22 protein-coding genes, 2 pseudogenes and 1 riboswitch are annotated in these 25,668 nt (G+C 39.0%); of the genes and pseudogenes, 18 read left to right on the plus strand and 6 right to left on the minus strand.

The annotated features are described in order from the left end of the window. Positions 1-155: 155 nt before the first annotated feature. Positions 156-1,172: an LCP family protein gene (locus tag V179_RS0122790; RefSeq protein ID WP_028393514.1), complete on the minus strand. Its 1,017-nt coding sequence runs from the start codon at positions 1,170-1,172 to the stop codon at positions 156-158. A gap of 132 nt (positions 1,173-1,304) precedes the next feature. After that, entirely contained in the window at positions 1,305-1,937 is a 633-nt protein-coding gene (locus V179_RS0122795; protein ID WP_028393515.1) for a YigZ family protein, read from the minus strand. A 673-nt stretch (positions 1,938-2,610) separates the two neighbouring features. Here V179_RS0122795 and V179_RS0122800 point away from each other — a divergent pair. From V179_RS0122800 to V179_RS0122885, 18 genes and pseudogenes are all read left to right on the plus strand, one after another. After that, a complete protein-coding gene (locus tag V179_RS0122800; RefSeq protein WP_028393516.1) occupies positions 2,611-3,750 on the plus strand; it encodes a sensor histidine kinase in 1,140 nt (379 codons plus the stop codon). 53 nt (positions 3,751-3,803) lie between these two features. Then, entirely contained in the window at positions 3,804-4,490 is a 687-nt protein-coding gene (locus tag V179_RS0122805; protein WP_028393517.1) for a response regulator, read from the plus strand. A 553-nt stretch (positions 4,491-5,043) separates the two neighbouring features. Next, positions 5,044-5,886, plus strand: a complete 843-nt coding sequence (locus tag V179_RS0122815; RefSeq protein WP_028393518.1) for a DegV family protein — start codon at positions 5,044-5,046, stop codon at positions 5,884-5,886. Positions 5,887-6,339: 453 nt separating this feature from the next. After that, positions 6,340-6,428, plus strand: a riboswitch (cyclic di-GMP riboswitch). A gap of 128 nt (positions 6,429-6,556) precedes the next feature. Beyond that, the gene (locus tag V179_RS0122820) at positions 6,557-8,269 is read left to right on the plus strand and encodes a methyl-accepting chemotaxis protein (RefSeq protein ID WP_051405100.1); all 1,713 of its coding nucleotides are present in this window, start codon (positions 6,557-6,559) and stop codon (positions 8,267-8,269) included. A 301-nt stretch (positions 8,270-8,570) separates the two neighbouring features. Further along, positions 8,571-11,057, plus strand: coding sequence for a sensor domain-containing protein (locus tag V179_RS28570; RefSeq protein WP_051405101.1), 2,487 nt, complete (start codon positions 8,571-8,573; stop codon positions 11,055-11,057). 155 nt (positions 11,058-11,212) lie between these two features. After that, positions 11,213-12,613, plus strand: coding sequence for a DEAD/DEAH box helicase (locus tag V179_RS0122830; RefSeq protein ID WP_034302340.1), 1,401 nt, complete (start codon positions 11,213-11,215; stop codon positions 12,611-12,613). After that, on the plus strand, positions 12,606-13,322 hold the full coding sequence (locus V179_RS0122835) for a ComF family protein (protein ID WP_028393521.1): 717 nt from the start codon (positions 12,606-12,608) through the stop codon (positions 13,320-13,322). Before V179_RS0122830 ends, V179_RS0122835 begins: the two co-directional genes overlap by 8 nt. A 163-nt stretch (positions 13,323-13,485) precedes the next feature. Next, complete coding sequence (locus V179_RS0122840; protein ID WP_028393522.1) at positions 13,486-13,899, plus strand: TIGR03826 family flagellar region protein; 414 nt, start codon at positions 13,486-13,488, stop codon at positions 13,897-13,899. A gap of 134 nt (positions 13,900-14,033) precedes the next feature. Then, positions 14,034-14,300, plus strand: a complete 267-nt coding sequence (gene flgM, locus V179_RS0122845; protein ID WP_028393523.1) for a flagellar biosynthesis anti-sigma factor FlgM — start codon at positions 14,034-14,036, stop codon at positions 14,298-14,300. A gap of 21 nt (positions 14,301-14,321) precedes the next feature. Beyond that, positions 14,322-14,810: a flagellar protein FlgN gene (locus tag V179_RS0122850; protein ID WP_028393524.1), complete on the plus strand. Its 489-nt coding sequence runs from the start codon at positions 14,322-14,324 to the stop codon at positions 14,808-14,810. A 36-nt stretch (positions 14,811-14,846) separates the two neighbouring features. Further along, the gene (gene flgK / locus V179_RS0122855; protein ID WP_028393525.1) at positions 14,847-16,487 is read left to right on the plus strand and encodes a flagellar hook-associated protein FlgK; all 1,641 of its coding nucleotides are present in this window, start codon (positions 14,847-14,849) and stop codon (positions 16,485-16,487) included. A gap of 14 nt (positions 16,488-16,501) precedes the next feature. After that, positions 16,502-17,404, plus strand: coding sequence for a flagellar hook-associated protein FlgL (gene flgL / locus V179_RS0122860; protein ID WP_028393526.1), 903 nt, complete (start codon positions 16,502-16,504; stop codon positions 17,402-17,404). Between the two features lie 143 nt (positions 17,405-17,547). Further along, positions 17,548-18,129 carry a DUF6470 family protein gene (locus V179_RS0122865; protein WP_028393527.1) on the plus strand — a complete coding sequence of 194 codons (582 nt, stop codon included), beginning with the start codon at positions 17,548-17,550 and terminating at the stop codon, positions 18,127-18,129. Further along, on the plus strand, positions 18,130-18,570 hold the full coding sequence (gene fliW / locus V179_RS0122870) for a flagellar assembly protein FliW (RefSeq protein WP_028393528.1): 441 nt from the start codon (positions 18,130-18,132) through the stop codon (positions 18,568-18,570). Beyond that, the gene (gene csrA / locus V179_RS0122875) at positions 18,570-18,800 is read left to right on the plus strand and encodes a carbon storage regulator CsrA (RefSeq protein WP_028393529.1); all 231 of its coding nucleotides are present in this window, start codon (positions 18,570-18,572) and stop codon (positions 18,798-18,800) included. The genes fliW and csrA overlap by 1 nt, the downstream gene beginning before the upstream one ends. A gap of 151 nt (positions 18,801-18,951) precedes the next feature. Beyond that, positions 18,952-19,356, plus strand: a pseudogene (locus V179_RS32565) (flagellin N-terminal helical domain-containing protein); the annotation flags it as partial. A gap of 1,020 nt (positions 19,357-20,376) precedes the next feature. Next, positions 20,377-20,676, plus strand: a pseudogene (locus tag V179_RS32570) (flagellin); the annotation flags it as partial. 444 nt (positions 20,677-21,120) lie between these two features. Beyond that, entirely contained in the window at positions 21,121-21,360 is a 240-nt protein-coding gene (locus V179_RS0122885; RefSeq protein ID WP_028393531.1) for a hypothetical protein, read from the plus strand. Positions 21,361-21,584: 224 nt separating this feature from the next. Here V179_RS0122885 and V179_RS0122890 read toward each other — a convergent pair whose 3' ends face one another. From V179_RS0122890 to V179_RS0122905, 4 genes are all read right to left on the minus strand, one after another. Beyond that, positions 21,585-22,511, minus strand: coding sequence for an aminopeptidase (locus tag V179_RS0122890; protein ID WP_028393532.1), 927 nt, complete (start codon positions 22,509-22,511; stop codon positions 21,585-21,587). Positions 22,512-22,573: 62 nt separating this feature from the next. Continuing rightward, on the minus strand, positions 22,574-23,341 hold the full coding sequence (locus V179_RS0122895; RefSeq protein WP_028393533.1) for an IclR family transcriptional regulator: 768 nt from the start codon (positions 23,339-23,341) through the stop codon (positions 22,574-22,576). 99 nt (positions 23,342-23,440) lie between these two features. Beyond that, positions 23,441-24,709: a M20 family metallopeptidase gene (locus V179_RS0122900; protein WP_028393534.1), complete on the minus strand. Its 1,269-nt coding sequence runs from the start codon at positions 24,707-24,709 to the stop codon at positions 23,441-23,443. Further along, the gene (locus tag V179_RS0122905; RefSeq protein WP_028393535.1) at positions 24,710-25,660 is read right to left on the minus strand and encodes a DUF1177 domain-containing protein; all 951 of its coding nucleotides are present in this window, start codon (positions 25,658-25,660) and stop codon (positions 24,710-24,712) included. Positions 25,661-25,668: the final 8 nt, after the last annotated feature.

Raw genomic sequence — 25,668 nt, forward strand, 5'->3', positions numbered from 1 at the left:
ATTTCCTCTCAAATATTCTAATAAACGGATAAAACAACCTAGTTAAACCGAGTCGGCTTGAAATAAAACTACTTATGAGAGTATCGTTTAAAAAAACATTGTGAATATAATCAAAAAACAGCTGCACCCTATATGGTACAACTGTAATTTATTCATTATTCATCATCGTGTGAAAGGCTGCCAACGCTTTTTCTGTTCGTTAACCCTAAATGTTTTCTCAATAAATTTTGTGTTTCTGTCAGCTTATCTTTATCAAGGTTGAAGACGTATGAGTTATTTTCTCTACCGTCTGTACCTTCGAGTTGAAGGGTATCAATTGTCAGGTCATTTTTAGCGGTAGCGTACTCAACAAATGTTTTCATTTCATTAAAGGTCAAGTTCGTTTTCATATTTCCACCGACCGCTTCGATTATATCAGGATATTTCGTTACAGCGTGAATAGTTGTTGCCTTTTTTATCATAGCTTGAATAATTTCTTGTTGCCGTTGCCCTCGTAAAAGATCGCTATCTTGCTTACGTGTACGGGCAAGTGCTAATGCTTCTTCACCATTCAAGGTTTGCAAGCCAGGTTCAAGGTGAATCGCGTTATGTTGATCTTCAGCGTTTTTCTCATTCAATTCATAAGGAACTTCGACTTCGATTCCGTCAAGAGCATTGACAATATCTATGAATGCATAGAAGTTCATACGCACATAATAATCGACTGGAATATCAAGAAGGTTTTCAACGGTTTCAACGGTGACCTTGGGACCGCCATATGCATGTGCATGTGTAATCTTTGTGTAACGATCTTTTTTAGGGACGTACACATAAGAATCTCGTGGAATACTTAATAATTTTATCGATTTATCTTTTTGATTGAAAGTAGCCAGTATTAAAGCATCTGAGCGTGTGGACTCTTCATACTTTCTAGAATCACTATCATCTACACCAATAAATAGAATGGATGTATTGTCTACCTCTGGATTGACCTTCGCTTCACGCTTAGATGAGAGGCCAATTGATTCAAAAGACTTATCAATGGCAGAAGCGGCTTTATTGTACAAGTACGCTCCATAGGCAGTGCCAGTGATAGTTAGTAATAAAAGCGGAACCAAGAACCATGCAACAAGTTTTTTGCGTTTCTTCTTGCGCCTTCTTTTGGTAACTCTGTACATGCGTTGGTTTGACATTTTTCTTTCTCCTTCATGGGCAGAATCCAGACTGATATATCTATGAAACTATACTCTACAACATTCTACATTTTTTTTACTGTTTCGTAAAATAAATATTATAGGTAGTAGAAAGCCGTTTTAGGAAATGGATTATTTATCTCGTTCGAGGTACAGCTGTTCCCCTTCTTCCATCCGACTTTGTCCATTAGTCAATTCTGTCATCCAAGCTGTAAAGGCATCCTTTCCAGACTTTTCTACATATGTTTCAATGATTACATTTTCAAGGTAATGTATTTCTTTTACTTCATAAATAGACGATCGCAGCTCATTTTCCAGTTTGCCAAGCCAGGTGTAATCGATATGAGTAGCCATTACCTGCATGAGCTTTCTTTCGACAATCCCAGTTGCGTCAATTCCTTCTGATGTTGACTTACTGTAGGCACGAATCAAGCCGCCTGCTCCCAGCTTGATGCCGCCAAAATATCGAGTAACAACGACTGTCGTATCTTTTAGACTCTTTTTTTTCAATACTTCAAGAATAGGGACGCCAGCTGTACCGCTTGGTTCACCATCGTCAAGTGCCTTTTGGATTTGATCATGCTCGCCAATTAAGTAGGCAGAACAGTTATGTGTAGCATCTTTGTGTAATTTTTTGATATGTTGAATGAAGGCCTGGGCTTCTTCTTCTGTTTCTGTACGGGCAATATGAGAAATGAAGCGGGACTTATCAATGATGATTTCATGTATGCCATTGCCTTTTACAGTTAGGTAGGATTGTAGCATAATAGCTCCTTTCTTTTTAAAAAATAGTAGTTTGATTTATAAAAAGATAATGTTTAATTTTTTTAAAAGAGTGTAAGGCTTTTCTTTATTATAAGGCTTTCGCCATATTGCTGCAATTTTCGATGGGCACGTGTTTGTACGATAGTATTAAGTATGTAGTTATTTTTTCTTAAAAGTCATACGATAGTAAGGTGTGTAAAGAAATTTTAATATTAGGCTGTTTTCTTCATGGTATAATAAGGTCTATTGTTCTATAACATTTTTCTGTACTAGATGATGAGATTATGCTTAAAAGAATATTTTGTTTGAAAAAGCAAGCTTGAAATTTCTAGAGGAAAAATTGGGACGTTTGAAGCTTAGGGCTACAAGGGATGTAATTATAATTCCTTATGCGGTAAACCTATTTTTAGGTATAATGGATTCATTCACCGTTTGCTTATACTGGCTAGAATGGCTTAGGATAATAATATAGAGTCGGAAAGTCAAACGGCATATATAGGATATGAATGAACAATGGCTAAAGGGCGAGTTACGTGCGATTTGTGCGACAATAGACCTTGGCAATTACTACTAAGAAGCGAATACTTTTATTCAATAAAGTGAAAATCCGTCAATTGGCGTTGATGTAAGAGATAAACCAACCAAAAGGCTGGATGTAATCGGAGGAATCTAAATGTCCTTGAAAAAAATGGATGTAAAAGCTTTGGACATGATAGTTGAAACGATGATCACGACTGTTGGAGACAGCAAAGTTGAAATATTTGAAATTAAAGAGCAATGCCTTCGTGATTTTGAAGAGATAACGAAGGAGCTTGAAGAAGTGAAAATCCGGGTTGCCATCGTGATCGAAGAATGCGATGTGCTCGAAAAAAAGGCTAAATTATCGAGAAAACGTCTTTCGGAAGTGAGCAAGTATTTCAATGATTTTTCTGAACAACAAGTTCGTGATGCTTATGAGGTTGCTCATAAGTTACAAGCGGATTTACAGATGAACAGTCAAATGGAGAAACAATTGCGGCTACGTAGGGATGATTTAGAAAGAAGGTTGCGTGGGCTTGAACAGACGATTGATCGAGCAGAGCATCTTGTTTCACAAATTTCGGTTGTTTTGAATTATTTAACGAGTGATTTGAAGCAAGTGGGTGCCGTGCTTGAGGATGCGAAACGCAAACAAGACTTTGGCTTGAAAATCATTGAGGCGCAGGAAGAAGAGCGCAAGAAGCTTTCTCGTGAAATTCATGATGGACCGGCACAAATGCTGGCAAATGTCATGATGCGGTCAGACTTAATTGACCGAATTTATCGCGAACGAGGCGGTGATGAAGCGATCATAGAAATTCGGAACTTGAAGGTAATGGTCAGAAATGCACTTTATGAGGTGCGCCGAATTATTTATGATTTACGTCCAATGGCACTCGATGATCTAGGGTTAATACCTACTTTAAGAAAATACCTGCAAACGACCGAAGATTACAACCATGGTATAAACATGACATTTATAAATTTAGGTGAGGAAAAAAGACTGCCGTCTGATATGGAAGTCGCGCTATTCCGTCTCGTGCAAGAATCCATTCAAAATGCGTTGAAGCATGCAAAACCGAAAAGCATCCAAGTCAAGCTTTCGATGACGAAAGAAATGGTCATTGTCATGGTGAAGGATGATGGTATTGGCTTTGATTCTGATGTTCAAAAAGCAGGATCATTTGGATTAATGGGGATGAGGGAACGTGTCGAGCTTCTTGAAGGCGAAATGATGATAGATTCCCATCAAGGTGTTGGAACACTCGTATCAATAAAAGTCCCACTTAAATAAATGATTAGATAGAAAAAATTTGGTAATGGTACAAAGACAAGGGGGAAGCACGATTGAAAACAAGTATTATTATTATAGACGACCATCAGCTTTTTCGTGAAGGTGTAAAAAAAATTCTAGAATTTGAACCTGCATTTGATGTAGTTGCAGAAGGGGACGACGGTTGTGAGGCGATGAATTTAGTAGAAACTCACCGTCCTGATGTAGTCATCATGGATATTAATATGCCACAACTAAATGGTGTGGAGGCAACTAGATTACTCATTGAGCGTTTCCCAGATATGAAGATTATCATTCTATCGATTCATGATGATGAGAACTATGTAACCCATGCACTGCAGACTGGGGCACAAGGTTATTTATTAAAAGAAATGGACGCAGATGCGCTAGTAGAAGCTGTAAAAGTAGTGGCAGACGGCGGATCGTACCTGCATCCGAAAGTTACCCACAATCTAGTAAAAGAGTATCGTCGAATTGCTATTGAACAAATGGAAGAAAGAGAATCTTCTTTATATATACCTGAAATCAGAAAACCGCTTCATTTATTAACGCGTCGGGAATGTGAAGTGCTTCAGCTTTTAGCAGATGGTCAAAGTAACCGTGGAATCGGTGAAACGCTGTTCATCAGTGAAAAAACTGTAAAAAACCACGTCAGCAATATTTTGCAAAAAATGAATGTCAATGACCGTACGCAAGCTGTTATTTCAGCAATTAAAAACGGTTGGGTTGAAGTAAAATAAATAAATGATTGGATGTCCACAGCTGAAATGTTGGAGGAAGCCAACGAAAATCGTCTAGCTTGATCGATGTTACAACGATTAAGGCTGGGCGATTTTTATTTGAAGGACATGGGGCGGGTCTTCGCGATTTAATAATATAGCCAATCTACTTAACGGTTATACTAATATTATTGAAAAGCTGTCCAAAATCTGGCTTCGCACCGCCACCATTGTGATTAGGTGAGTGTAGCGTGTTATAATGATTGATCTTCATGTGAAAGGTGACGTAATAACCTTGTAGGAGTTTTGCATGCAATGGATTCAGAAGGAAACTATACGTATAATCGAGTTCCTGTGATCCAAAATTCAAGTACTACGCTCTGGAATAAAGGTCTCGCGATTCGAGATCTGGCTTTCACGCGACGTGAATGAGGTCTTGCGATCCAAATCCAAGGGCTCCTTTCCGACTTTCTATTAAAAGTACCGCAAGATTTATGATGCAAATAGAGGGATTTTCAGATAAAATGGTGATTATGTTTAAATGAGAATAATGAAATAAGGATGGTAGTGTTTTATGAAAACGGCAGTTGTTACGGATAGTACGGCCTATATTCCGGAACATATACGTAAACAATTTCATATACATATGGTTCCGCTTCAAGTTGTGATCGGCAATGAGACATATCGGGAAGAAATTGATATAACAGCGGATAAATTTTACGATGTGGTTAAAACACAGGATAAGCTTCCGACAACTTCTCAGCCGCCAACAGGTTTATTTGTCGAGAAGTATGAGGAATTAGCGCAAGAGTATGAGGCAGTTGTGAGTATCCATTTATCAAGTGGGATTAGTGGGACGTATCAAGGGGCGGTTAGTGCAGGAGAGATGGTTGAAAGTCTAGATGTGCACGGCTTTGATTCGGAAATCAGCTGTTATGTTCAAGCTTTCTTTGTTCTTGAAGCAGCGAAGATGGCCTTAGATGGAAAAGGGCCAGACGATATTCTTGCTCGATTGAACGTCATCAAGCAATCCGTACGTGCCTATTTTATGGTGGATGACTTGGCACATTTGCAGCGTGGCGGACGTTTGAGCAGTGCCCAGGCGTTGATTGGCAGCCTCCTTCAAGTCAAACCAATCCTCCATTTTGTAGACAAAGTGATCGTTCCTTTTGAAAAAATCCGTACCCGGAAAAAAGCGATGAAACGAATTGCTGATCTACTCGGTCAAGATGTGGCTCAAGGCGGCACGTATAAAGCAGTCATTATCCATGCAAAACGAGAAGCAGAAGCGAAAGAATGGCAAAAAGAACTCAAAACACAATATCCGAATGTTGAATTCGATATCAGCTATTTCGGACCAGTTATTGGCACACATCTTGGCGAAGGCTCCATGGCGATGGGCTGGTACAAGGTTTAAGAACGTCTGACCTCTGTTGGGGTGGGCGTTTTTTTGTTAGTTTAGTTAGGACTTTAGTATGTGATCCATTATCTATGACGAACCGAAAAGACTTGCTTTGGCGCGTAAATCAGGAATCCGGCACGAAAAGAGCTCGCTCCGGCACGCAAATTTCAAATCCGGCACGAAAAGTGCTTATTCCGGCACGCAATTTGGAAATGTGGCACGTAAATTTCTGTTTCCAGCATCTCGGGCACAGGCCGCCCTAGTTTTTACGTGAAATAAGCTCGATTTGGGTCTTCGAGTAATCGAATGAATACGTAGTCGATTAATTCTTGATATTTTTAGAGTTGTATCGGATCGCGCTATTACATTTTACCTAGTACGAAAGAATCGGATAGAAATCTATTATTTTAATAGTGGTCATGGTATAATTTCGAAGCATCAATCAATATGGAAGATTAAACTTATCTTTCTAGAAAATAGCAAACTTCATCGAAAGGGGAGGACGCAAAGCCATGGGTCTAAAGTCACTTGTGTACAAGGATCGCCAGGTTGCCGAGAGGATAGGTAAAATGTACTGAATGTTTATAGCATTTTTGATCCTAAATGTGTGCAGGTGTAACTGGACTCTTTCTTTTTATAGTTTAAGCAAAAAATATTTGAAGATTAGGAAAAAGGAGTAGGAATGATGGGTTTACGTAATGCTGCAATTGGTAGGAAACTGTTCGTACTAATACTTAGTTCTTTCATCATCTTTGGTGTAATCGGTGGAACTGGATACTACTATATGAATCAAATGAATAAAAAATCAGATCAAATGTACTGGGATGCTTTGCTTCCGGTAAAATGGCAAGGTCAAATTCGCATAAACACACGGGCGATCGATAATAGTACACTTGAGATGTTGCTTACATCTGATATAAAAAAGAAACAGGATTTAAAAGAACAAATTGACGCGCTAAAGAAGGACAATGAAACGTTGATACAGGCGTTAGATAAAAGTCTGATATCTGAATCTGAGGTGGAACATCTATCTCAATTTAAGAAAGAGTATCAGAAATATGTAAATGCGGTTGAAGACGTATACAATGTTGTACTGTCAGGCGATAAAGATTTTTTAGGCTATGCTAAATATCAGCAGGAGGTACAGCCAGCACGAGAAAAATCCAATTCATTACTGAATGAAATAGGCGAATATTTTGAGAGTTATGCGGACGAATTAGGTAAAAGTATTACAGAGAGCAGTCATGACAGTAATAATATCGTTATTAGCATGATTCTTCTGTTTATTGTGATAAAAGGTGTACTTGGATTTATTATAACGCGGATGATTACCAATCCGATTAAAGAAATTGAAACACTAATGGGAAATGCGCAAAATGGGGATTTAACCGTTGCGGGGAGTTATCAATCCAAAGATGAAATTGGTCGGTTGACTCATTCTTTTAATAATATGATGGTAAAGTTGCGCGAGTTGATGGCACAAGTAAACATAACTTCTGAACAAGTAGCCGCTGCCTCTGAGGAATTAACGGCAAGTTCAGAAGAGTCGAGTAAAGCAAGTGAACAAATTGCCAATACCATTCAAGAAGTGGCACATGGAGCAGATCAGCAGGTGAAAAACACTGAGGAAAGTTCAAAGGTTGTAAAAGAAATGGCGCTAAGTATTCAACAGATTGCTTCCCATGCTCATAATATATCTGCCAATTCGGTAGAAACATCACAAAAAGCGCTGGAAGGGAACGAAGCAATTCAAACGACAATTGAACAAATGAATTCGATTCATTTGACCGTTACGCAATTATCACAAATTGTCAAAGGGCTAGGTGAACGGTCAAAAGAGATTGGCAACATTATTGAAGCAATTACAAGCATTGCCTCGCAGACAAATTTACTCGCATTAAATGCGGCAATCGAGTCGGCAAGAGCAGGAGAACATGGCAGAGGGTTTGCTGTAGTAGCGGATGAAGTACGTAAATTAGCAGAACAGTCCGCTGAATCGGCTCAGAATATTTCCGAACTCATCACATTAATACAAGATGAGACAAATCTTGCTGTTCAATCGATGGACCAAACAACTAGTGAAGTGACCGGCGGAATTAGTGTAGTAAATAAAGCTGGGGAATCTTTTGCGCAAATTCGTTATTCTGTCGATGAAATATCTGCCCAGCTCCAGGAAGTGTCTGCTGCTTCCCAACAGCTTTCAGCGGGATCTGAACAAGTCTTACAATCCGAAAAACGATTAGCAGAAATTGCCGAAGCAGCTGCTTCAGGAACACAAAATGTAGCGGCGGCAACAGAGGAACAACTGGCATCAATGGAAGAAATCTCATCATCCGCTGCCACACTCTCTCATATGGCTGAAGAATTACAAGAGCAAATTGGCAGATTTAAAGTGTAATAAGAACTTTCAAGAAGGGTCTGACCCCATACGCTATATATTGTTTATTGTGTCATGTTCACGTCTTAAACGGTATTTAGTAGTTGCGGGGTCTGACCCTTTCATTATGGAAAGCTACGATCTTGTTGTTGTATAAGAAATCATTTAGGTCAAAAGTGTGGTATTATTAACAAATAAAAACATAAAAGGTAGAATCTATTTTTTGTAATCATAGTTGTGATTTATCTTTTTTTTATGGAAATCGTAAGTCCACCTATTTATAGAAATCATTCATCAAATTTAAATGAGAGGGATTATTGAGATGAATAAGTCTTTTCAGGGGGAAACTAAGGAAAAAAGAATGAATGAAATGACCAGAGAAGAAGACTTTCATTCTCTAATTATCGATCACCTGAACGCTGTTATCAAATTGGATGTCAGTGGGAATCTCTTAAACTGTAACAAAGCATTTGCACAACAGTTTGGTTATACGGAACAAGACTTCAATGAATCATTTATAGAGTCGTTTATTCAAGATTATACATATGAACAAAAAAAGTATGTTGAAGATGCTTTTTTAGGGAAAACAAATCGGTTTAATGCTTTAGTTGTTGGCAAAAATGGCGATACTCGCTATACAAATATTACCCTTCTTCCGATAGTTACTTCTGAAGGCATGGAAGTGTATATGATCATAAAAAATATGACTTTTTTAAAGGAGCAGGAAAGAGAGTTACTTCTGTGCAAAGAAAACTTTAATACGATTGGAGAAATTGGCAATATCGGGAGTTTTCATTACGAAATAAAGAGCGATCGCACGTTTTTTTCGAAACAAAAACGATTGATTCTTGGTATTAGTGAAGAGGAAGAATTTTCACCATCATATAAGCAAATTCTCGAGTTTGTCCATCCTGATGATCATCCTAAACTTGAAATTGCCTTCCAGCAAACTTTATTTAACAATGGCAGTGCTCATTTTGAATGTAGAGTTGTGAGAAGAGATCAAGCCATTCGTCATGTGTATGTACAAATAGAAGTCCTTTTTGACGAAATAGGTCTACCAGTTCGTGTAATTGGCTTCATTCAAGATATTACGAAAAGTAAAACAATAGAGTCCAAGCTTATGGAAAAAGAAAAGCAGTTTTCTCGAATTTATAATAACCTTGATGTTGGGGTCTGTTCTGTAAATATGCAGACTGGGCAAATCATTCTTTGGACGCAAGGAATTGAACAAATCTGCGGCTATCTAGCTGCTGAAGTGGAAAATAATACTGAATGGACAACCATCGTTCATCCTGAAGATTTGTTGCCATTTGTGGATCTATACCATGAGTTAGCAAAAGGAAACGCCCTTCGTCATCAATACCGTATCATCCATAAGAACGGTGACATTAAGTGGATACAACAATATATGATCCCTACTTTAGATGGTAGCGGAACATTTATTCAATTAGACAGCCTTATTACAGATATTACAGAGCAACATCTGTTACATGAAAAAGTGAAACATATTTCTTATCATGATCATTTAACCCAACTGCCAAACCGAAGAAAATTTAATAAAAAAATAAAACGATTTGCTAGAGAGTACGCGAATAGCGATAAGAAGTTTGCTGTGATGATCATTGATATTGATCATTTTAAATATATCAATGATACAATCGGTTACCCAAGTGGTGATGAATTATTAGTTCAATTTGCTGCTCGTCTTGCTTCTCTATTACCAGAAAATGATCAACTTGCTCGTCTCGGAGGCGATGAGTTTGGTGTTCTAGTCATTAATTTGGACTCGATTGAAACACTTGAAATGATCTCAAATCAAATTATCGATGGGTTAATCGAGCCGTTTTTGATAGACGGTTATGAATTATATGTCACTGTAAGTATTGGGATTAGTGTTTTTCCAGACAATGGGATAGATAGCTCGGACTTATTAAGCAATGCCGATATTGCATTAAACACAGCTGAGAAACAAGGTGAAAGTAAGTATAATATTATATCTCGATCAAGCAGTCTCGAGTCCTATAAATCATATAGCTTAGGCCGGGACTTAAGGAAGGCAATAGAAAATAACGAAATGACGTTGCATTTTCAGCCTCGAGTCGAAAGTTGTACAGGTGAAATGATGAGTGCCGAAGCTCTAATTCGTTGGAATCATCCAGAGTGGGGACTCATCTCACCGATGGAATTCCTGCCAATTGCTGAAGGAAACGGCTTAATTGTTCATATTGATAATTGGGTTTTAAAAGAAGTATGTAAACAGATAAGAAAATGGAAAGATGCTCAGCTAGCAACGGTGCCGATTTCGATTAATATTTCCGCTGTCCATTTTATGAAACGAGATTGGCTTCAAATGATAGAGAGAACGATTCAAGAAGCGGGAATTCAGCCAAGCGATATCGAATTTGAAATGACCGAAAGCTCTTGTTTGCACAATAAAGAAGTAGTGAAGAACACGATGAATTCATTAAAGGAAATGGGAATCACCATCTCTTTAGATGACTTTGGTACCGGATATTCTTCTCTATTTTATTTAACTCAATTTCCGTTTGACGTGATTAAAATTGATAAATCATTCATCCAAAATATGATTCATAGCGATCAAGATATGTTTATCGCAAAATCGATTATTTATTTAGCAAAAGGCTTGCAAATAAAGGTGGTCGCTGAAGGGGTAGAGACGCTACAGCAATTAAATCTGCTCAAAAAAGAAGAATGCCATCAAATTCAAGGCTATTTATTTAGTCGACCTGTTCCAAATGAGGAATTTAAAGCACTTTTGCAAAAAAGAATCCTCCAGCCGAATTAATGGAGAAAGGGTTTGACCTCGCACTCTAAATCAGTATGTAGTGTTTTATGCCTTATTTTATATTGTATTTTTGTTGTTGCGGTGTCTGACCCTTCTGATTATTTATTGAGTAGCGAATATAGAGATGATGTAAAATAAATAGGAGGTTTTTTTCGATGATTTCCCCTCACACTACCACTCCATATTCCCCCCATCTGCAGTACCACTTATCGGGTCGATTACTGCTAGCTGCTGAAATTCCTTTTCCCTCTGAATTGCTTACGGAACATATGCAAGCAGGTTATGTTGCTGCAAAAGTTGGTGTCATCCGTGAGAATGGCAAATATCAATGTTCACGCTGTAGTAATCGTCATCAACAGTTGTTTTACACGTTTCCTTGTAGCCTTTGTCAAAAAAACTGCACGTATTGTCGTTCCTGCATCATGATGGGGCGTGTAAGTGAATGTACGGAGCTTTACTCATGGACCGGACCTGAACTCCGTTTTTCGATTCCCCCTCAAGTAATGGCTTGGGGTGGCACACTTTCTGACGGGCAAAAAACGGCTTCTGACAGAGTGATTGCGGCGGTTGAACAAAATGAAGAGGTCCTCGTATGGGCCGTTTGCGGAGCTGGGAAAACGGAGGTGTTGTTTAAAGGAATTGACACCGCGATCTCAAGCGGTCAACGGGTTTGTATTTGCACACCAAGGACCGATGTCGTGCTTGAACTGGCTCCGCGACTTAAACAGGCGTTTCCAAATGTGGGCGTCGCGGCTCTATATGGAGGTAGTGAAGACCGTCATGTGGCTGCACCGCTTACTGTATCCACGACCCATCAGCTCTACCGTTTTGCCAATGCCTTTGATACGATCATTATTGACGAAGTCGATGCTTTTCCGTACTCTATGGACACATCCCTTCAGCAAGCAGTAGAGAAAGCAAAAAAACAAACCTCATCTACGATCTATTTAACCGCCACACCATCACGACAAATGCAGAATGCTTATCGAAAAGGGACACTTCAAGCGGTGACGATTCCAGCACGATACCACAGGAAGCCGATTCCAGTACCAACGATGAAATGGAGCGGCAATTGGCAAAAGCAGTTTCAGAAAAAGCAAATTCCTCTACAAATTCAATCCTGGGTTCGCGATCGGATTGAACGCAATATCCCCATTCTCTTATTTTTCCCAAGTATTAAAGTGATGAAAGCAAGCTTGTCTCTGTTTCAAAACATCGAACCCCGTCTGCTTGCTGTTCATTCAGAAGATCCTGAGCGGAAAGAAAAGGTCACGCTGCTTCGTAATCGGGATGTTCCCGGTTTGCTGACAACAACAATTTTGGAACGTGGTGTGACGATTCCTAAATTGGATGTCGCGGTCATTGGCGCGGAGCATCAAGTGTTTTCTGAAAGTGCCCTTGTTCAGATCGCCGGCAGAGTAGGAAGAAGTGCGGACCATCCGACCGGGAATATTACGTTTTTTCATTATGGCAAAAGTGAGGAAATGGTAAAAGCTGTTTTGCATATTGAAAATATGAATCGTGAGGCAGGTAAGCGAGGGTTGCTTGATGTTTGATCTATCTATCTTAAAACCACGACTCTGTCTGCTTTGTGATCAAGAAATAAACCAAAAGATATCATGGATGAGTTTGTTAATGCAGGAACAGGAGACGTCAGTCTGTGCGGACTGTTTCGCTAAATTTGATCCGATTAGCGGCGAGTTATGCCAAATATGCTCACGAGTTTTGTCAGCAGAGTTTCGAAGAGGTTCGCATTGCTTAGATTGCTACCGTTGGGAACAGGATCCAGATTGGCAAGGATTTTTAACGGAAAATCAGTCGCTGTTTCATTATAATGACTTTATGAAAGAAACAATTGCCAAATTCAAATATCGTGGTGACTATGCTCTCGCTGAAGTTTTTTCCCATTTTATAAAGGATGCGTTGCTTACATTAGCATTTGATTGTGTTACTGTGATTCCTTTAAGTAGAGAACGGCTGTTGGAACGGGGCTTTAATCAAGCAGAAGCGTTAGCTATTACTGCAGGTCAAACATGCATCCAGCCACTTACGAGAATTCATTCCGAAAAACAATCAAAGAAATCTCGCCGCGACAGGATTAATTTGCCGCAAGTTTTTCAGATCACCGATCCCGAACTGGTAGCAGGAAAGAAAATCCTACTAATTGATGATATTTACACAACTGGCTCAACATTAAGACATGCTGCCAAAGTGCTCAAGCTTGCAGGGGCAACTGAAATAAGATCACTCACGCTCGCCAGATAGAGATTTTTCTGTGGAAAAGGGGATGCCAGTTGAGGTCACTTTTTTAATTGTCGGGTTGGGATTAGTTGCTAAAGGATGTTTTTTGTAAACCCCTTAATATTTAACCGATTTCAGTCGATATAATAGTCAAAGAGTGCAGGTTTCCTGAAAGGGGATTAGCAAGATGGAGTTAACGAATTGTGCAAATTGCAATACATTGTTCGTGAAATCAAATTTTCGTGACGTATGTGATGTCTGTTTTAAAGAAGAAGAAGCTAAATTTGATATCGTCTATAAATATATTCGCAAAGCTGCCAACCGTACCGCAACGATGCAGCAAGTCGTCGACGGAACTGGTGTCGAAGAAGAACTTTTGATTAAATTTGTCAAAAAAGGTAGGTTGCGTTTGTCGCAATTTCCGAATCTCGGCTATCCATGTGAAAAATGTGGCACAATGATTAAAGAAGGAAGAATCTGTGGGAATTGCACAAACTCGATTCGTGCTGATTTGGCAGAGGTAGAAAAAGAAGAACAACGTAAACGGGAAATCGCTGAACGTGATCACCTAAGTGCCTATTATAGCAGAATGGAAGAATAGGGTACTATAATTAAAAGACAACATTCGACAAATACATGAAAAGATTGTCAATTGAAACAAATAAAAAAAACGAAAAGCTAACCGATAATAGTAAAAAAGGGAGTCAATAAAAAGCCGAAAGTGAGGATTGCGAGATGAAGATTAATCAGTTTGGACCATCGGGAATGAACCCGTATAATCGTCAACAACAAAAAGTAGATAGTGCAAAGATCTCTTCCGCTAAAACAACGGACAAGATTGAAATATCCTCCACAGCCAAAGAACTTCAGCAAACATCCCGGATTCATTTAGAAAGACAAAAAAAGGTAGATCAATTGAAAGCGCAATACGAAGCGGGCAATTATAAATTGAATGCTGAAGATACAGCGAAAAGCATTTTGAATTACTATTTTAAGAAATAAGGAAGGTAAGGAGGGATCAGTATGCCTACTGAAAAGATCATTACTGTATTAGACAAACTGATAAAGCTGCATAAAGGCTTATATGAACTAGCATCAAGAAAAACGGAGATCATTAAACGTAGTGATATGGATGCCCTCACTGCCTTGCTGAATGAAGAACAGAAGTACGTGAAGGCGATTGAGATGATTGATCGGGAAAGAGAAGCTACTGTTCACGAGTTTTTAATGGCTAGAAGTCCCGGAATGGCAAAAGCGACATTAACAGAAATCATCGAAATGGTCGATGGTCCTGAAAAACAGGAACTTGTACGTTTGCGAGCGGAGCTTAACGATGAAGTGAGCCATCTGAAAGAAAAAAACTCTCTGAACCAGCAGCTCATCTACCAATCTTTACAGTATGTCAATCTATCACTCGATATGTTACGGCCGAGGCCGCAAGAATACAATTATGAAAAGCCAATTCAAAATAAAAACCGCCAAGCGAAAAGCATATTTGATTCGCAGGCATAATTAAACGATATTTTAATAGAAATGGAGGTCTAAATCATGATCTCAACCTTTATGGGTCTTGAAACGGCTAAAAGGGGTTTGAATACTTCGCAAAGCGCTTTATATACAATGTCACAAAACGTTGCAAACGCTAATACACCAGGGTATACCCGGCAGCGCGTTAATTTTGCTCAAACTACAGCTTTCCCTACACCAGGAATGAACAGCCCAATGGTAGCGGGGCAACTTGGTACAGGTGTGCAGGCGGAGTCGGTACAAAGGGTGCGCGAAAGCTTTCTTGATGTACAATTCCGAAATCAGGCAAACAAAGTAGGCTATTACGGTACGCTTAGTGATTCTCTTGTTAAGATGGAGGGAATCATGAACGAACCGACAGAAACCGGCTTGCAAGCAACTCTCGACAAGTTTTGGAAATCATTGCAGGACTTATCTACCAATACAGAAAACTCAGGTGCTCGCTCAGTTGTAGCAGCAGGTGGTCAGATGGTTGCTGACACTTTGAATTATTACTATAACTCTTTAATGAGTGTACAGAAGGATATCGGTAATCAAATTACAGTTAAGGAACAGGAGATTAACTCGATTCTTGAGAATATTAGTGAAGTTAATCGCCAAATTAGTGAAGTAGAGCCAAATGGCTTCTTGCCAAACGACTTATATGACAAACGCGATGCGCTAGTAGACAGTCTGTCACAGTTGGTAAACATTAAAGTCACAAACGTAACTCCAACTGATTATGGGAATGCAAAGCCGATTGCAGAAGGTCTTTATAATATTGAAATGATTACGAAGGATGGACAATCATATACCCCACCTGTGAATCTTGTAAGCGTGAATAAATCAGGAATTCTTGGGATTAACAAGGTGAAAGTATCTTACGATCAAAATACAATGCCAAAGATGGTTGAAGGCGTGCAGTTTGGAGATAGGCTCGTAAAAGATACTAATTTTTCGGGACAGCTTGCTGGGCTAATTGAGAGTTATGGTTATTTGAAGACGGATGGAGTTACTACTACTGTAGTTGGACGCTTTCCAGATATGCTTCAGAAGCTTAATAATATGACAGAAGCATTTATGAATGAGTTCAATGCGATTCATAGACGAGGTTTTGCATTAAATGAAGAAACTGATATAGCTGCTGATGGAACAATTATCAAAAAAGCGGGTAATGAAAAAGATTTCTTTGAAATTATAGCAGGCAAGCATCCAGCAGAGGGCATTAAAGTACGCGATGAAATTTTAAAGGACCCAACTTTGATTGCTGCGGGTGGAAAGAGCGGTGCATCAGCGGATAATGAAAATGCGCAAAAATTAGCGGACTTGAAGAAAGTAGATTTTAATCAATATACGTATCTAATGGAAGATGACCCTTTAAATCCAGGTGAAAAGAAAAAATTGCCTCCAGGATTAAATGGAAGTCTGGATTCATTTTATTCAGGACTTATTGGGGCAATGGGAGTGGATTCACAAGGAGCAGAAAAAAACTATTCGAATTCCACAATTTTAGCCAATTCAGTAGATTATAACCGTCAATCAGTAAGTGCCGTTTCACTCGATGAAGAAATGACAGACATGATTCGATTCCAACAGGCCTATAATGCTTCATCTAGAGTGATTAATATGATGGATGAAATGCTTGATAAAATTGTTAATGGTTTAGGAACTGGCGGCAGATAAGGAGGGAAACAATAATGCGCGTAACACAATCAATGCTTTCTAATAATATGCTTCGTAACTTAAGCTCAAGCTATGATCGATTAGGAAAGCTTCAGGAACAAATTTCATCACAAAAGAAATTTACAAAGCCTTCCGATGATCCCGTGTCTGCAATGATGGGAATGACTTATCGTACGGATGTGAGTCGAATAGAGCAGTTTACTCGTAACATTGGTGAAGCCGAAAACTGGATTGACAGTACCGACGATGCTTTGGATCAGGCAACTAGTGCTCTTCAGCGAATTCGAGAATTAACAGTCAAAGCGAGTAACGGAACATATGAAGAGAAACAACGTGAAAGCATTGCAGCCGAAATTAAAGAATTAAAGGATCATCTGATTACGATTGGCGATACGCAAATTGGCGGGAAGTATATCTTTAATGGACAAAATACCAATATTAAGCCATCGCAGTCTGACGCAACAAAGGATCCTATCAATAATCCTGATGGGAATATTGTATACGGAAGTGCTGCGATTGAAATTGAGGTGTTTTCTGGCATTAAAATTCAAATTAATACAGATGCCTCTAGTACATTCGGTGATGCCCTTAAAAGTGATGGAAGTATTCAAAAAATCATTGACGCACTTGAAAATAATGATCCCAATATTGGCGATTTATTAGATGATATAGATGGAACAATCGATTCGTTCTTAACCACTCGCTCACAAGTGGGCGCCAGACAAAATCGTATCGAACTAATGACTGAACGATTAGGCCAACAAGAAATCTTTGCGAAAAAAGTCATGTCTAAGAATGAAGATATTGACATCGAAAAAGCAATCATGGACTTAACGACACAAGAAAGCATCCATAGTGCCGCATTAAGTGTAGGCTCACGGGTTATTCAGCCATCGTTAATTGATTTTCTAAGATAAGGATGCCTAAAAAGGGTCTGACCTCGCACCCCATACACAGTAGTGTTACCTACACTTAAATTATACTGTATAGGGAAGTTGCGAGATCTGGCCCTTTGGTTGTTTTGTTGGCCCAACCTTTTTCTTTTTAAGGAGTAGAGACTATGCAACTACCACAGATCAGGTTACAGTCCAATTTTATTAGGACAGGTTTAGATATAAAGGAGGCTGTCCAAAAAATTGAACAGCCTTCAGCAATCCAGTCGATTGAACAACCTAAGGCGATACTGGAAATTCAAACAACACCTGGAAAACTTTCCATAGACCAGACAAAAGCGAGAGAAGATATGGATTTAAAGAATTTATCAAAGCGTGTGGAAGAATTTGCACAGCTTGGTTATCAAGATTGGCTGGATGGAATGGCAAGAAGAGCAAGCCAAGGTCAAGAACTTAGACATATTGAAAAAAGTGGCAATGCAATCGCATCTCTTGCAAAGCAAAACGGTTCAAAGCCTCAGAAGCAATTTAATGTTGGTTGGATTCCATCGCACTTTAGTGTTCAAATTGACTATCAGCCTGCAGAAGTAAATATTGAAGCTACCCCTCAAAAACCAATTATTCAAGCAGAGACGCAAAAACCAATTCATGAATACACACCTGGAGATGTAAATGTTGAGGTACTAGAAAAAAATTCACTGGATATTGACTTTATTAATCTATATCCAGAAGTGACGGGGGGAAAATAAATGAAAGTACAAACAAAATTTCATGGTGAAGTAGAAATAGAAGAAAAAGATCTTTTTACATTTGAAACTGGGATACCAGGCTTTATTGATGAGAAGAAGTTTGCCTTGCTTCCATTAAAGGGGACACCCTTTATCGTTTTACAATCCATGAAAACAATGGAAGTAGCATTTATCATAAGCAGTCCATTTGAATCCTTCCAGAACTATGAAGTGAAGGTATCACAAGATGTATTATCGGACTTAAAAATTGAATCAGAAAAAGATGTTTCTATATATGTCATATTAACGGTAAGAGATCCGTTCAACGAAACAACTGCGAATCTTCAGGCACCGATTGTTTTGAATATAAGCAATCAATTAGGAAAGCAGTTCATTATGAATTCTAGTAACTACTCCATCCGTGAATTACTTATTCCTTCTACAGAACAGGAGGAGAAATGATGCTCGTTTTAACTAGAAAACTCAATGAATCGATAATGATTGGCAATGATATTGAGATCACAATCTTAGCAGTTGAAGGTGAACAAATTAAACTCGGCATAAACGCTCCGAAACAGGTTGAGATTCATCGGAAGGAAATTTATCTGTCCATTCAACAAGAGAATAATGAAGCGATAAATACAAAATCAACTCTGCTTTCAAATTTAAGTGACTATTTTAAGAAAAAGTAGAGAAAAAAGTTATCAATTCTATTAACTATTAAATTTAAGTGACGATATTACTAATAGAGCGTTGGAAGGTGACACAGGCGGCCGACTTGATCACCCTTCAACGCCAAATCCCACAAGGACGTGGAACTTAAAACTCAAGGAGGAAACAAACATGATTATCAATCATAATATCGCAGCACTAAACACACATCGTCAATTATCAAGCGCTTCAGGTGCACAATCTAAATCAATGGAGAAACTAGCATCAGGTCTTCGTATTAACCGTGCTGGAGATGATGCAGCAGGTCTAGCGATCTCTGAAAAAATGCGTGGACAAATTCGTGGGTTGGATCAAGCTTCTAAAAACTCACAAGATGGTATCTCAATGATTCAAACGGCTGAAGGTGCATTAAACGAAACACATGACATCCTTCAACGTATGCGTGAACTTGCAAACCAAGCAGCAAACGATACAAACGTTGGTGTTGACCGTAATGAAATCCAAAAAGAAATCAACCAATTATCTTCTGAGATTAACCGTATTGGTAACACTACTGAGTTCAATACACAAAGCCTTTTAAAAGGTGATGGCAAAGCAAACTTAGCTGAAACTGGTAAGACTACGAATGCTAATTTAACTGGTGGTACAGTAAACACTACACAGGCTACTCAGACTGTAACTATTGGTGCTGCTGCAACAAATGGGCAAACAGCAGAATTTACATTAAATGGTCAGAAGATAACTTTGACATTTGCTACGAATAATGCATCTGACCAAACAAAAGATGGTAAGGCTTTTGATGTTACAGGGAACAGTGCAACAATTTATTTAAATAATACTGTTGGTGGTACTCCAGTTGCTCAAGATGAGACAAACACTGCAGCAGCAATTGCAAATGCCTTAAAAGAAGTAATTGCAAAAAATGATACATTAAAAGGTAACTTTAGTGTTGATGGCACAACAGCAGATGAAATAACTGTAGCTGCTACAGCAACAGGTTTATACAAAGGAGCAGAAGGCAATATCGCGGCTTCTGGTGGAACAATTAATGGTGCAAATTCAGGAACAGCGGATGTAGGTCTAACTACAGAAGTAAAAGCTACTGCTGCAGATGTAGTTGATTTCTCTGGAGCTACAACTGCAGCTTTAGCACAGGAATTTGTCGGTAAAGGATTTACAGTAGGGGACAAGCAAATTGAATTTTATAATGCTGATAAAGGTGCATACACAGGTAAGGGAATAGGTGTTAATATTAGCGGTGTTACAAATGCAGCTGGGATGGTACAAGCTGTAATTGACCAAGCTGGCCCTCAAGTAAAAGATGTAGTATTTTCTGCAGGAACTGCTGGTAAACTTTCTGTAACAGCTGCTGTTGGCGGTAAAGCTGGAAATGATATTCGTGTTACTGATGGTGGTACTCAAGAGAAATTTACTGCTAATTTCCAAGTAGGTGCAAATAAAGGTCAATCAATGACTATTGAAATTGCAGATATGCGTTCTGATGCATTAGGTATTACTGGTAAAGCAGGAGATGATGGTTTCACAGCTTCAAACACAGTAACTGATGGTACAAGTAATAATACAAAAGAAGCTGCACTAGATGTTTCAACTCATGAGGCTGCATCTTCAGCAATTAAAGTTATTAATGATGCGATTGAAAAAGTATCAGCACAACGTTCTAATCTTGGTGCATTCCAAAACCGTTTAGAACACACAATCAACAACTTAAACACATCTTCTGAAAACCTAACTGCTGCGGAATCTCGTATCCGTGACGTAGACATGGCGAAAGAAATGATGGAACAAACGAAGAACTCTATTCTCTCTCAAGCAGCACAAGCAATGTTGGCTCAATCAAATCAAATGCCTCAAGGAGTTTTACAACTCTTGAGATAATGATTTAAGGGCGTCTTATCTGGTAACGGGTAAGAGTATAACTGGGTGAATTGCTGGAACTTCCTAAAGCCTCATCAACCACAACGTAACTGGAAACGGTAAGCGTGAAGGTGTGAAAATGATGAGGATGAAACAATGGATAATCAGCAGCCAAGCTCCTGTGAGGAAACTCTGGAGAAGGTTCAACGACTAGAGAACACGGTCTAAGGCAAAAAGCTATGACTATGAATCTCGTAGGGCAGCAATAGCTGTTCGAAGTGCCCAGCTCCATGAAAAATATGGATGAAGATATAGTCTATTCTGTAATCGAAAGATACAGTCGCAAAGCAAGCGAACCAACAACCACAAGGAGTTCTTCAACTTCTTCGTTAATTTTAGATATGAAAGGGGCTCTAGATTTTCTAGGGTCTCTTTTCGTATGATATTGTTTGATTGGAGGATCTTATGGATAAAGAGGAGTGGGAACGTAAACAGTTCCTTGAAGAGCAGCTTGAATGGTGTATAAAACAAGACCAAATATTAGAAAAGATAGAAATGAGGCTTCGCGAAATGAAAATAATCGTTCAAACTACTCTAGATTATGAACTTACAGTGGTAGAAGTTGAACGATTGAATGGTCAACTAAATGAATTGAAAAGTGAGGTTCATTTTTTAGAAAAACAACTACACTCTGTTGTCCATTAGTCAGGAGGAAGTTAGTGACTATGAATTAAAGCAGGATCCATAACATTGATATCAGTGGCATTACGCTTTGCATATCTTGTAACTGCACGGCTTTAACATTAATCAAGGAGTATTCGGGTGCTGCAATGAATCGTAAATCTATTCAACAGAAAACCCCAGGAAAATCTTCTCCTAGGGCATCAACGAATTTCTAAAATAATAAAATATAAAATCAAAAATAAGTCCTAAAAAATCTGTTTACCATCAATATAAACAACAGGCTCCTTAATCACACAATCGATGTGAACGCCTGCTTCTGTTACTCCGCCAAAGGATTTGTTGCTGCCAAAGGCAATATGAACAGTGCCAAACACCTTTTCATCCTCTAACACATTGCCAGTTAGTCTGGCTTTTTTGTTTGTGCCAATGCCGAATTCTGCAATGGTTCTTCCAGGACCATCTCCTAACAGCTCCAACAGTTGTCTGCCCTTTTCACCATGTGCATTAATGAGTCTGCCATTTTCGATTACTAGTGTGACAGGTTCCGTTAATACACCGATTCCTGCGATAGAGCCGTCAATGTTGATCGTTCCATTTGCAGAGCTTTCGAGAGGAGCTATATAGCTTTCTCCGGAAGGGAGGTTGCCAGATTCGCCCTTGTTGCGGAAAACGCCTGTGCTTGGAATGGCTTTTCTACCTTTGATGGAGAAGGATAGGGTTTGGCCGTCCTTCATAATGTCTACTTGTTCACCTTCTTCAAGGATGTCACAGTATTGGGCGGTTAGCTGTTCCACCTCTGAATAATCTGCCAAGATCGCACCTTCTTCAAGCATATCTAATGTGAGGCCAGGCATGGTCGCAATACGTGCGCCGCCCGCTGAAGCTTCTTTTCTAGCCTTTGTATGGGTAAGGGAGTGTTCGGTAATACAAAGGACAATATCAGCAGCTTTCATCGCTTCACTGACGATTTTCGGTGGTTCTTCACCAGATTTCGATCGAGGTGCCATTTTGATTAACATTGTTTCATTGCCTAAATCAGTTCCAGCTTGGGAAAAGATTTCGCCAATTTCATGTAAGGAAGAATCAGTTACGATTAAAATCTGTTCATCTTGTTTAATATGTAAATTGTGAAGGAGAACAGATTTGGCTACGTCAATATATCTTTGCAAGATGGATCGATCTCCTTTTCTATATTCTGATATCATTTTAGTCAGATGGATGTTCTCTTAAATTGTTAAGCTCTAATTTTCAATGGGAATTTGTAGATGACATCGGCTAATTTTACTTTTGCCTTTTCCAAAAGCGAGATAAATTCATTTCTTTTCTCTTCTGTCATTCTATAAATCGGTCCGGATATCGTTAATGAGCCTATGATTTTGTGATGTTGGTCGAATACAGGGACCGCAATAGCGATGATATCTGGTGTGTATTCACCTTCACTAACTGCCCAACCTTGTTGTCTGATTTTTTCTAAGTCTCTTTTAATCTCTTCGGGATTTGTCATTGTTTTTTCTGTATACTGCTTTAACTCGTTCCTTGTTAAATAGCTGTTGATAAATTCTTCCGACATAAAGGCTAGAATGGAACGGTAGGAAGCGCCAACATACAAGGGGGCTCGACTGCCGACTGTTACAGAGAACTTTATTTTGTTATCAGGCTCAATCGCCTCAAAAGTAACAGCTTCATCCTTATCTAGAAGAGTAAGGAACACAGATTCCTCGGTTTGCTGAAATAGTTCTTCTAAAATCGGATGGATGAATTCCTTTACATTTAATCGATCATACATGGCCATGCCGAGCTCCCATGCTGCAAAACCTAAGGAGTATTTTTTGGTGGTTGGGTCTTTTTGTAAAAAATTACGTGATTCAAAGGTTTCAAGAATGCGATAAATTTTCGCATGATCCAGTTGCATTTTTTGAGCGAGTTCACTGCCGCTCCATTCTGGCTCGTCCTTTGTAAACATCTGAATAACTGTTAGTGCTACGTCAACTGTTTTTAGCATGGAATCCCCCTATCAATCATGAAACTCAGAACATTATCCCTATCATACCAAATATTTCTGATAGAAAGAGATTGCCTGAGTTTCAATTAAAAAGAATTGTTAATTTGAGTAGAGAAAATCAATGATTGCCGCAACGTACACTTTGGCGCAAGTAATGATTTGTTCTGTTTTTACTCTCTCATTATAGCCATGAATGGTCGGTAAGTAAGCTGGACCATATTGGAGTACAGGGATATTGTATTCTCTAAAGTGACGGGCATCACTGCTTGCCCACTGCATCACTCCGTATGCTTCATCTCCAGTTACGAATGTAATATTATCTGTGATCGCTTTACATACAGGGTCATTTGCATCTGTGGAATTGGCTTCACTTCTAAAGCCAAATCGTCTTAATTCATATTGAATGCCTAGAGCATCTAATTTTTCTGTTAAAAAGGAGGTCACTTCTTGTTGGGTAATCCCAAATGGTAAGCGACAGTCCACTTGAACTTTACAACTTTCAGGGATGACATTTGCTTTCGTGCCACCTTCAATTGTGCCAATATTGCACGTAATTCTTTCGAAAACATCGATATATGGTAATCGCTCTGTTTCCACTTCACGCATATAACGATGCGTTACCTCAATTAATGGTTTCACTTCTTCAGGAAGTTCAATTTGGATATCCCACACTTTCTGAATTTCTAAAAGTGCCTTCACCATATCACTAATCGCGTTATGACCGGCTAGTGGAGATAAACTTCCGTGTCCCGGTTGACCGTATACTTCAAGTTCAAACCAATAAGAACCTTTTTGACCGATCGTCGGATTTCTTGGAGAGGAGGGCTCAGCAATTAAACAGCCATCACCCTTCACAAGTCCTTTTTCTAACAGCCATGGTACACCAAACTCTCCGCCGGTTTCTTCATCAGGGACAATGACAAGTGATAATTGACCAGGAAGCTCGATATTCATTCGCTTAAGCAGGGTAGTAGCAAAGATTAATCCTGAAAGACCAGCTTTCATGTCACTAGCACCTCGTCCTAACATCCAGCCATCTTTGATTTCTCCGCAGAATGGGTCAAAGTCCCATTTAGATCGGTCTCCAGCAGGAACGACGTCGGTATGTCCGCAGAAGATTAGGTTTTTACCTTGGTCTTGATTGCCAATCGTTGAAATGAGATTGTACATTTTATCAGCTGATTCATGCCAATCTACAGCAATATCAAATTTAGTTAAATAATCTGTAATAAATTGGCTGATTTCTGTGGAATCACCTGGTGGATTTTCACTTGGAATTTGGATGAGCGCACTGCATAACTCCAATAATTCATCTTTTCTCGCTTCTACTTCGTCTATTAATCGTTGTTTTAATTGTGTAGTGTCCAATTATTTCACAACCCCTTGTTTTCCTAATGTTTGTAGATGATCCATTTTTCCATATAAGTTTTCTAACAGATTAAATTCTTCTTCATTATAGAAAGAGCATTTATTGTCACCGTAAACTTTAGCGACTTCAATGACGAATCGAACGACTTGTTCAACGTCCGTTAAGTGTGTAGCACCCGTTCCGCAACCTGCAACAGCTGTTTGGGTCGTAATTGCTACGCCGATAACAGGGCTAGTTGTGGCAACAGCTGGCTGAAGGATACTATTGATATGGAAAACACCATTTCCATAAGGAGTAATATCCTGCGTTGTGATCGGTAATGTCACAGGTAGTGTGCCAGTAGATTGTGTATAAACGTGCAGTAAATCATCGCTTATTTTTAGAATATAACCTTCTTTAACGGTTGGTGTAATCGCAAAACCTTTGTGATTTAGGATTGCATTTCCTTTTGTTGTATCAATAGATAAAATCGCGTCCATTTCCTTTGTAACCTCATGTTGATTCATCGTAAAAATGTCAACTGGTGAATTCATAAATGGAACTGGTTCGTGTGGTAAAGTTGGTGCTGTTGGACAAATATGTGTTGTAATAATGACATCGCCGATAAGCTGATCGCCTTTTTTCGTCATGTCCAATAGTTTAGCTGCAGCAGATACAGCAGAAAGTGCGCCGTCTCCATCAGAAACAAACCCAGTCATTTCAGGTCGTGCACCAATGCCACCAAGGCGTCCAATGATTCCTAAAGTAGGGGCTTGGCCACCTTTGGATTTCCCATCTTTACCTGGGATCGTAATTTTAACGAAATCAGTAGAACCGAGTTCACCATGGACAGTTTCTACCGTGATGTTTCCATCACCCTTGATATTACTTAAATAATTTTTAACATCTTCACCTGTTACGTACTGACTATCTAATAATTCATAAAGTTCGATGACATGTTTGAATGACATTTTTTTCT

It is taken from the genome of Bacillus cihuensis (assembly GCF_000504145.1).
Taxonomy (GTDB): Bacteria; Bacillota; Bacilli; order Bacillales; family DSM-1321; genus Peribacillus; species Peribacillus huizhouensis.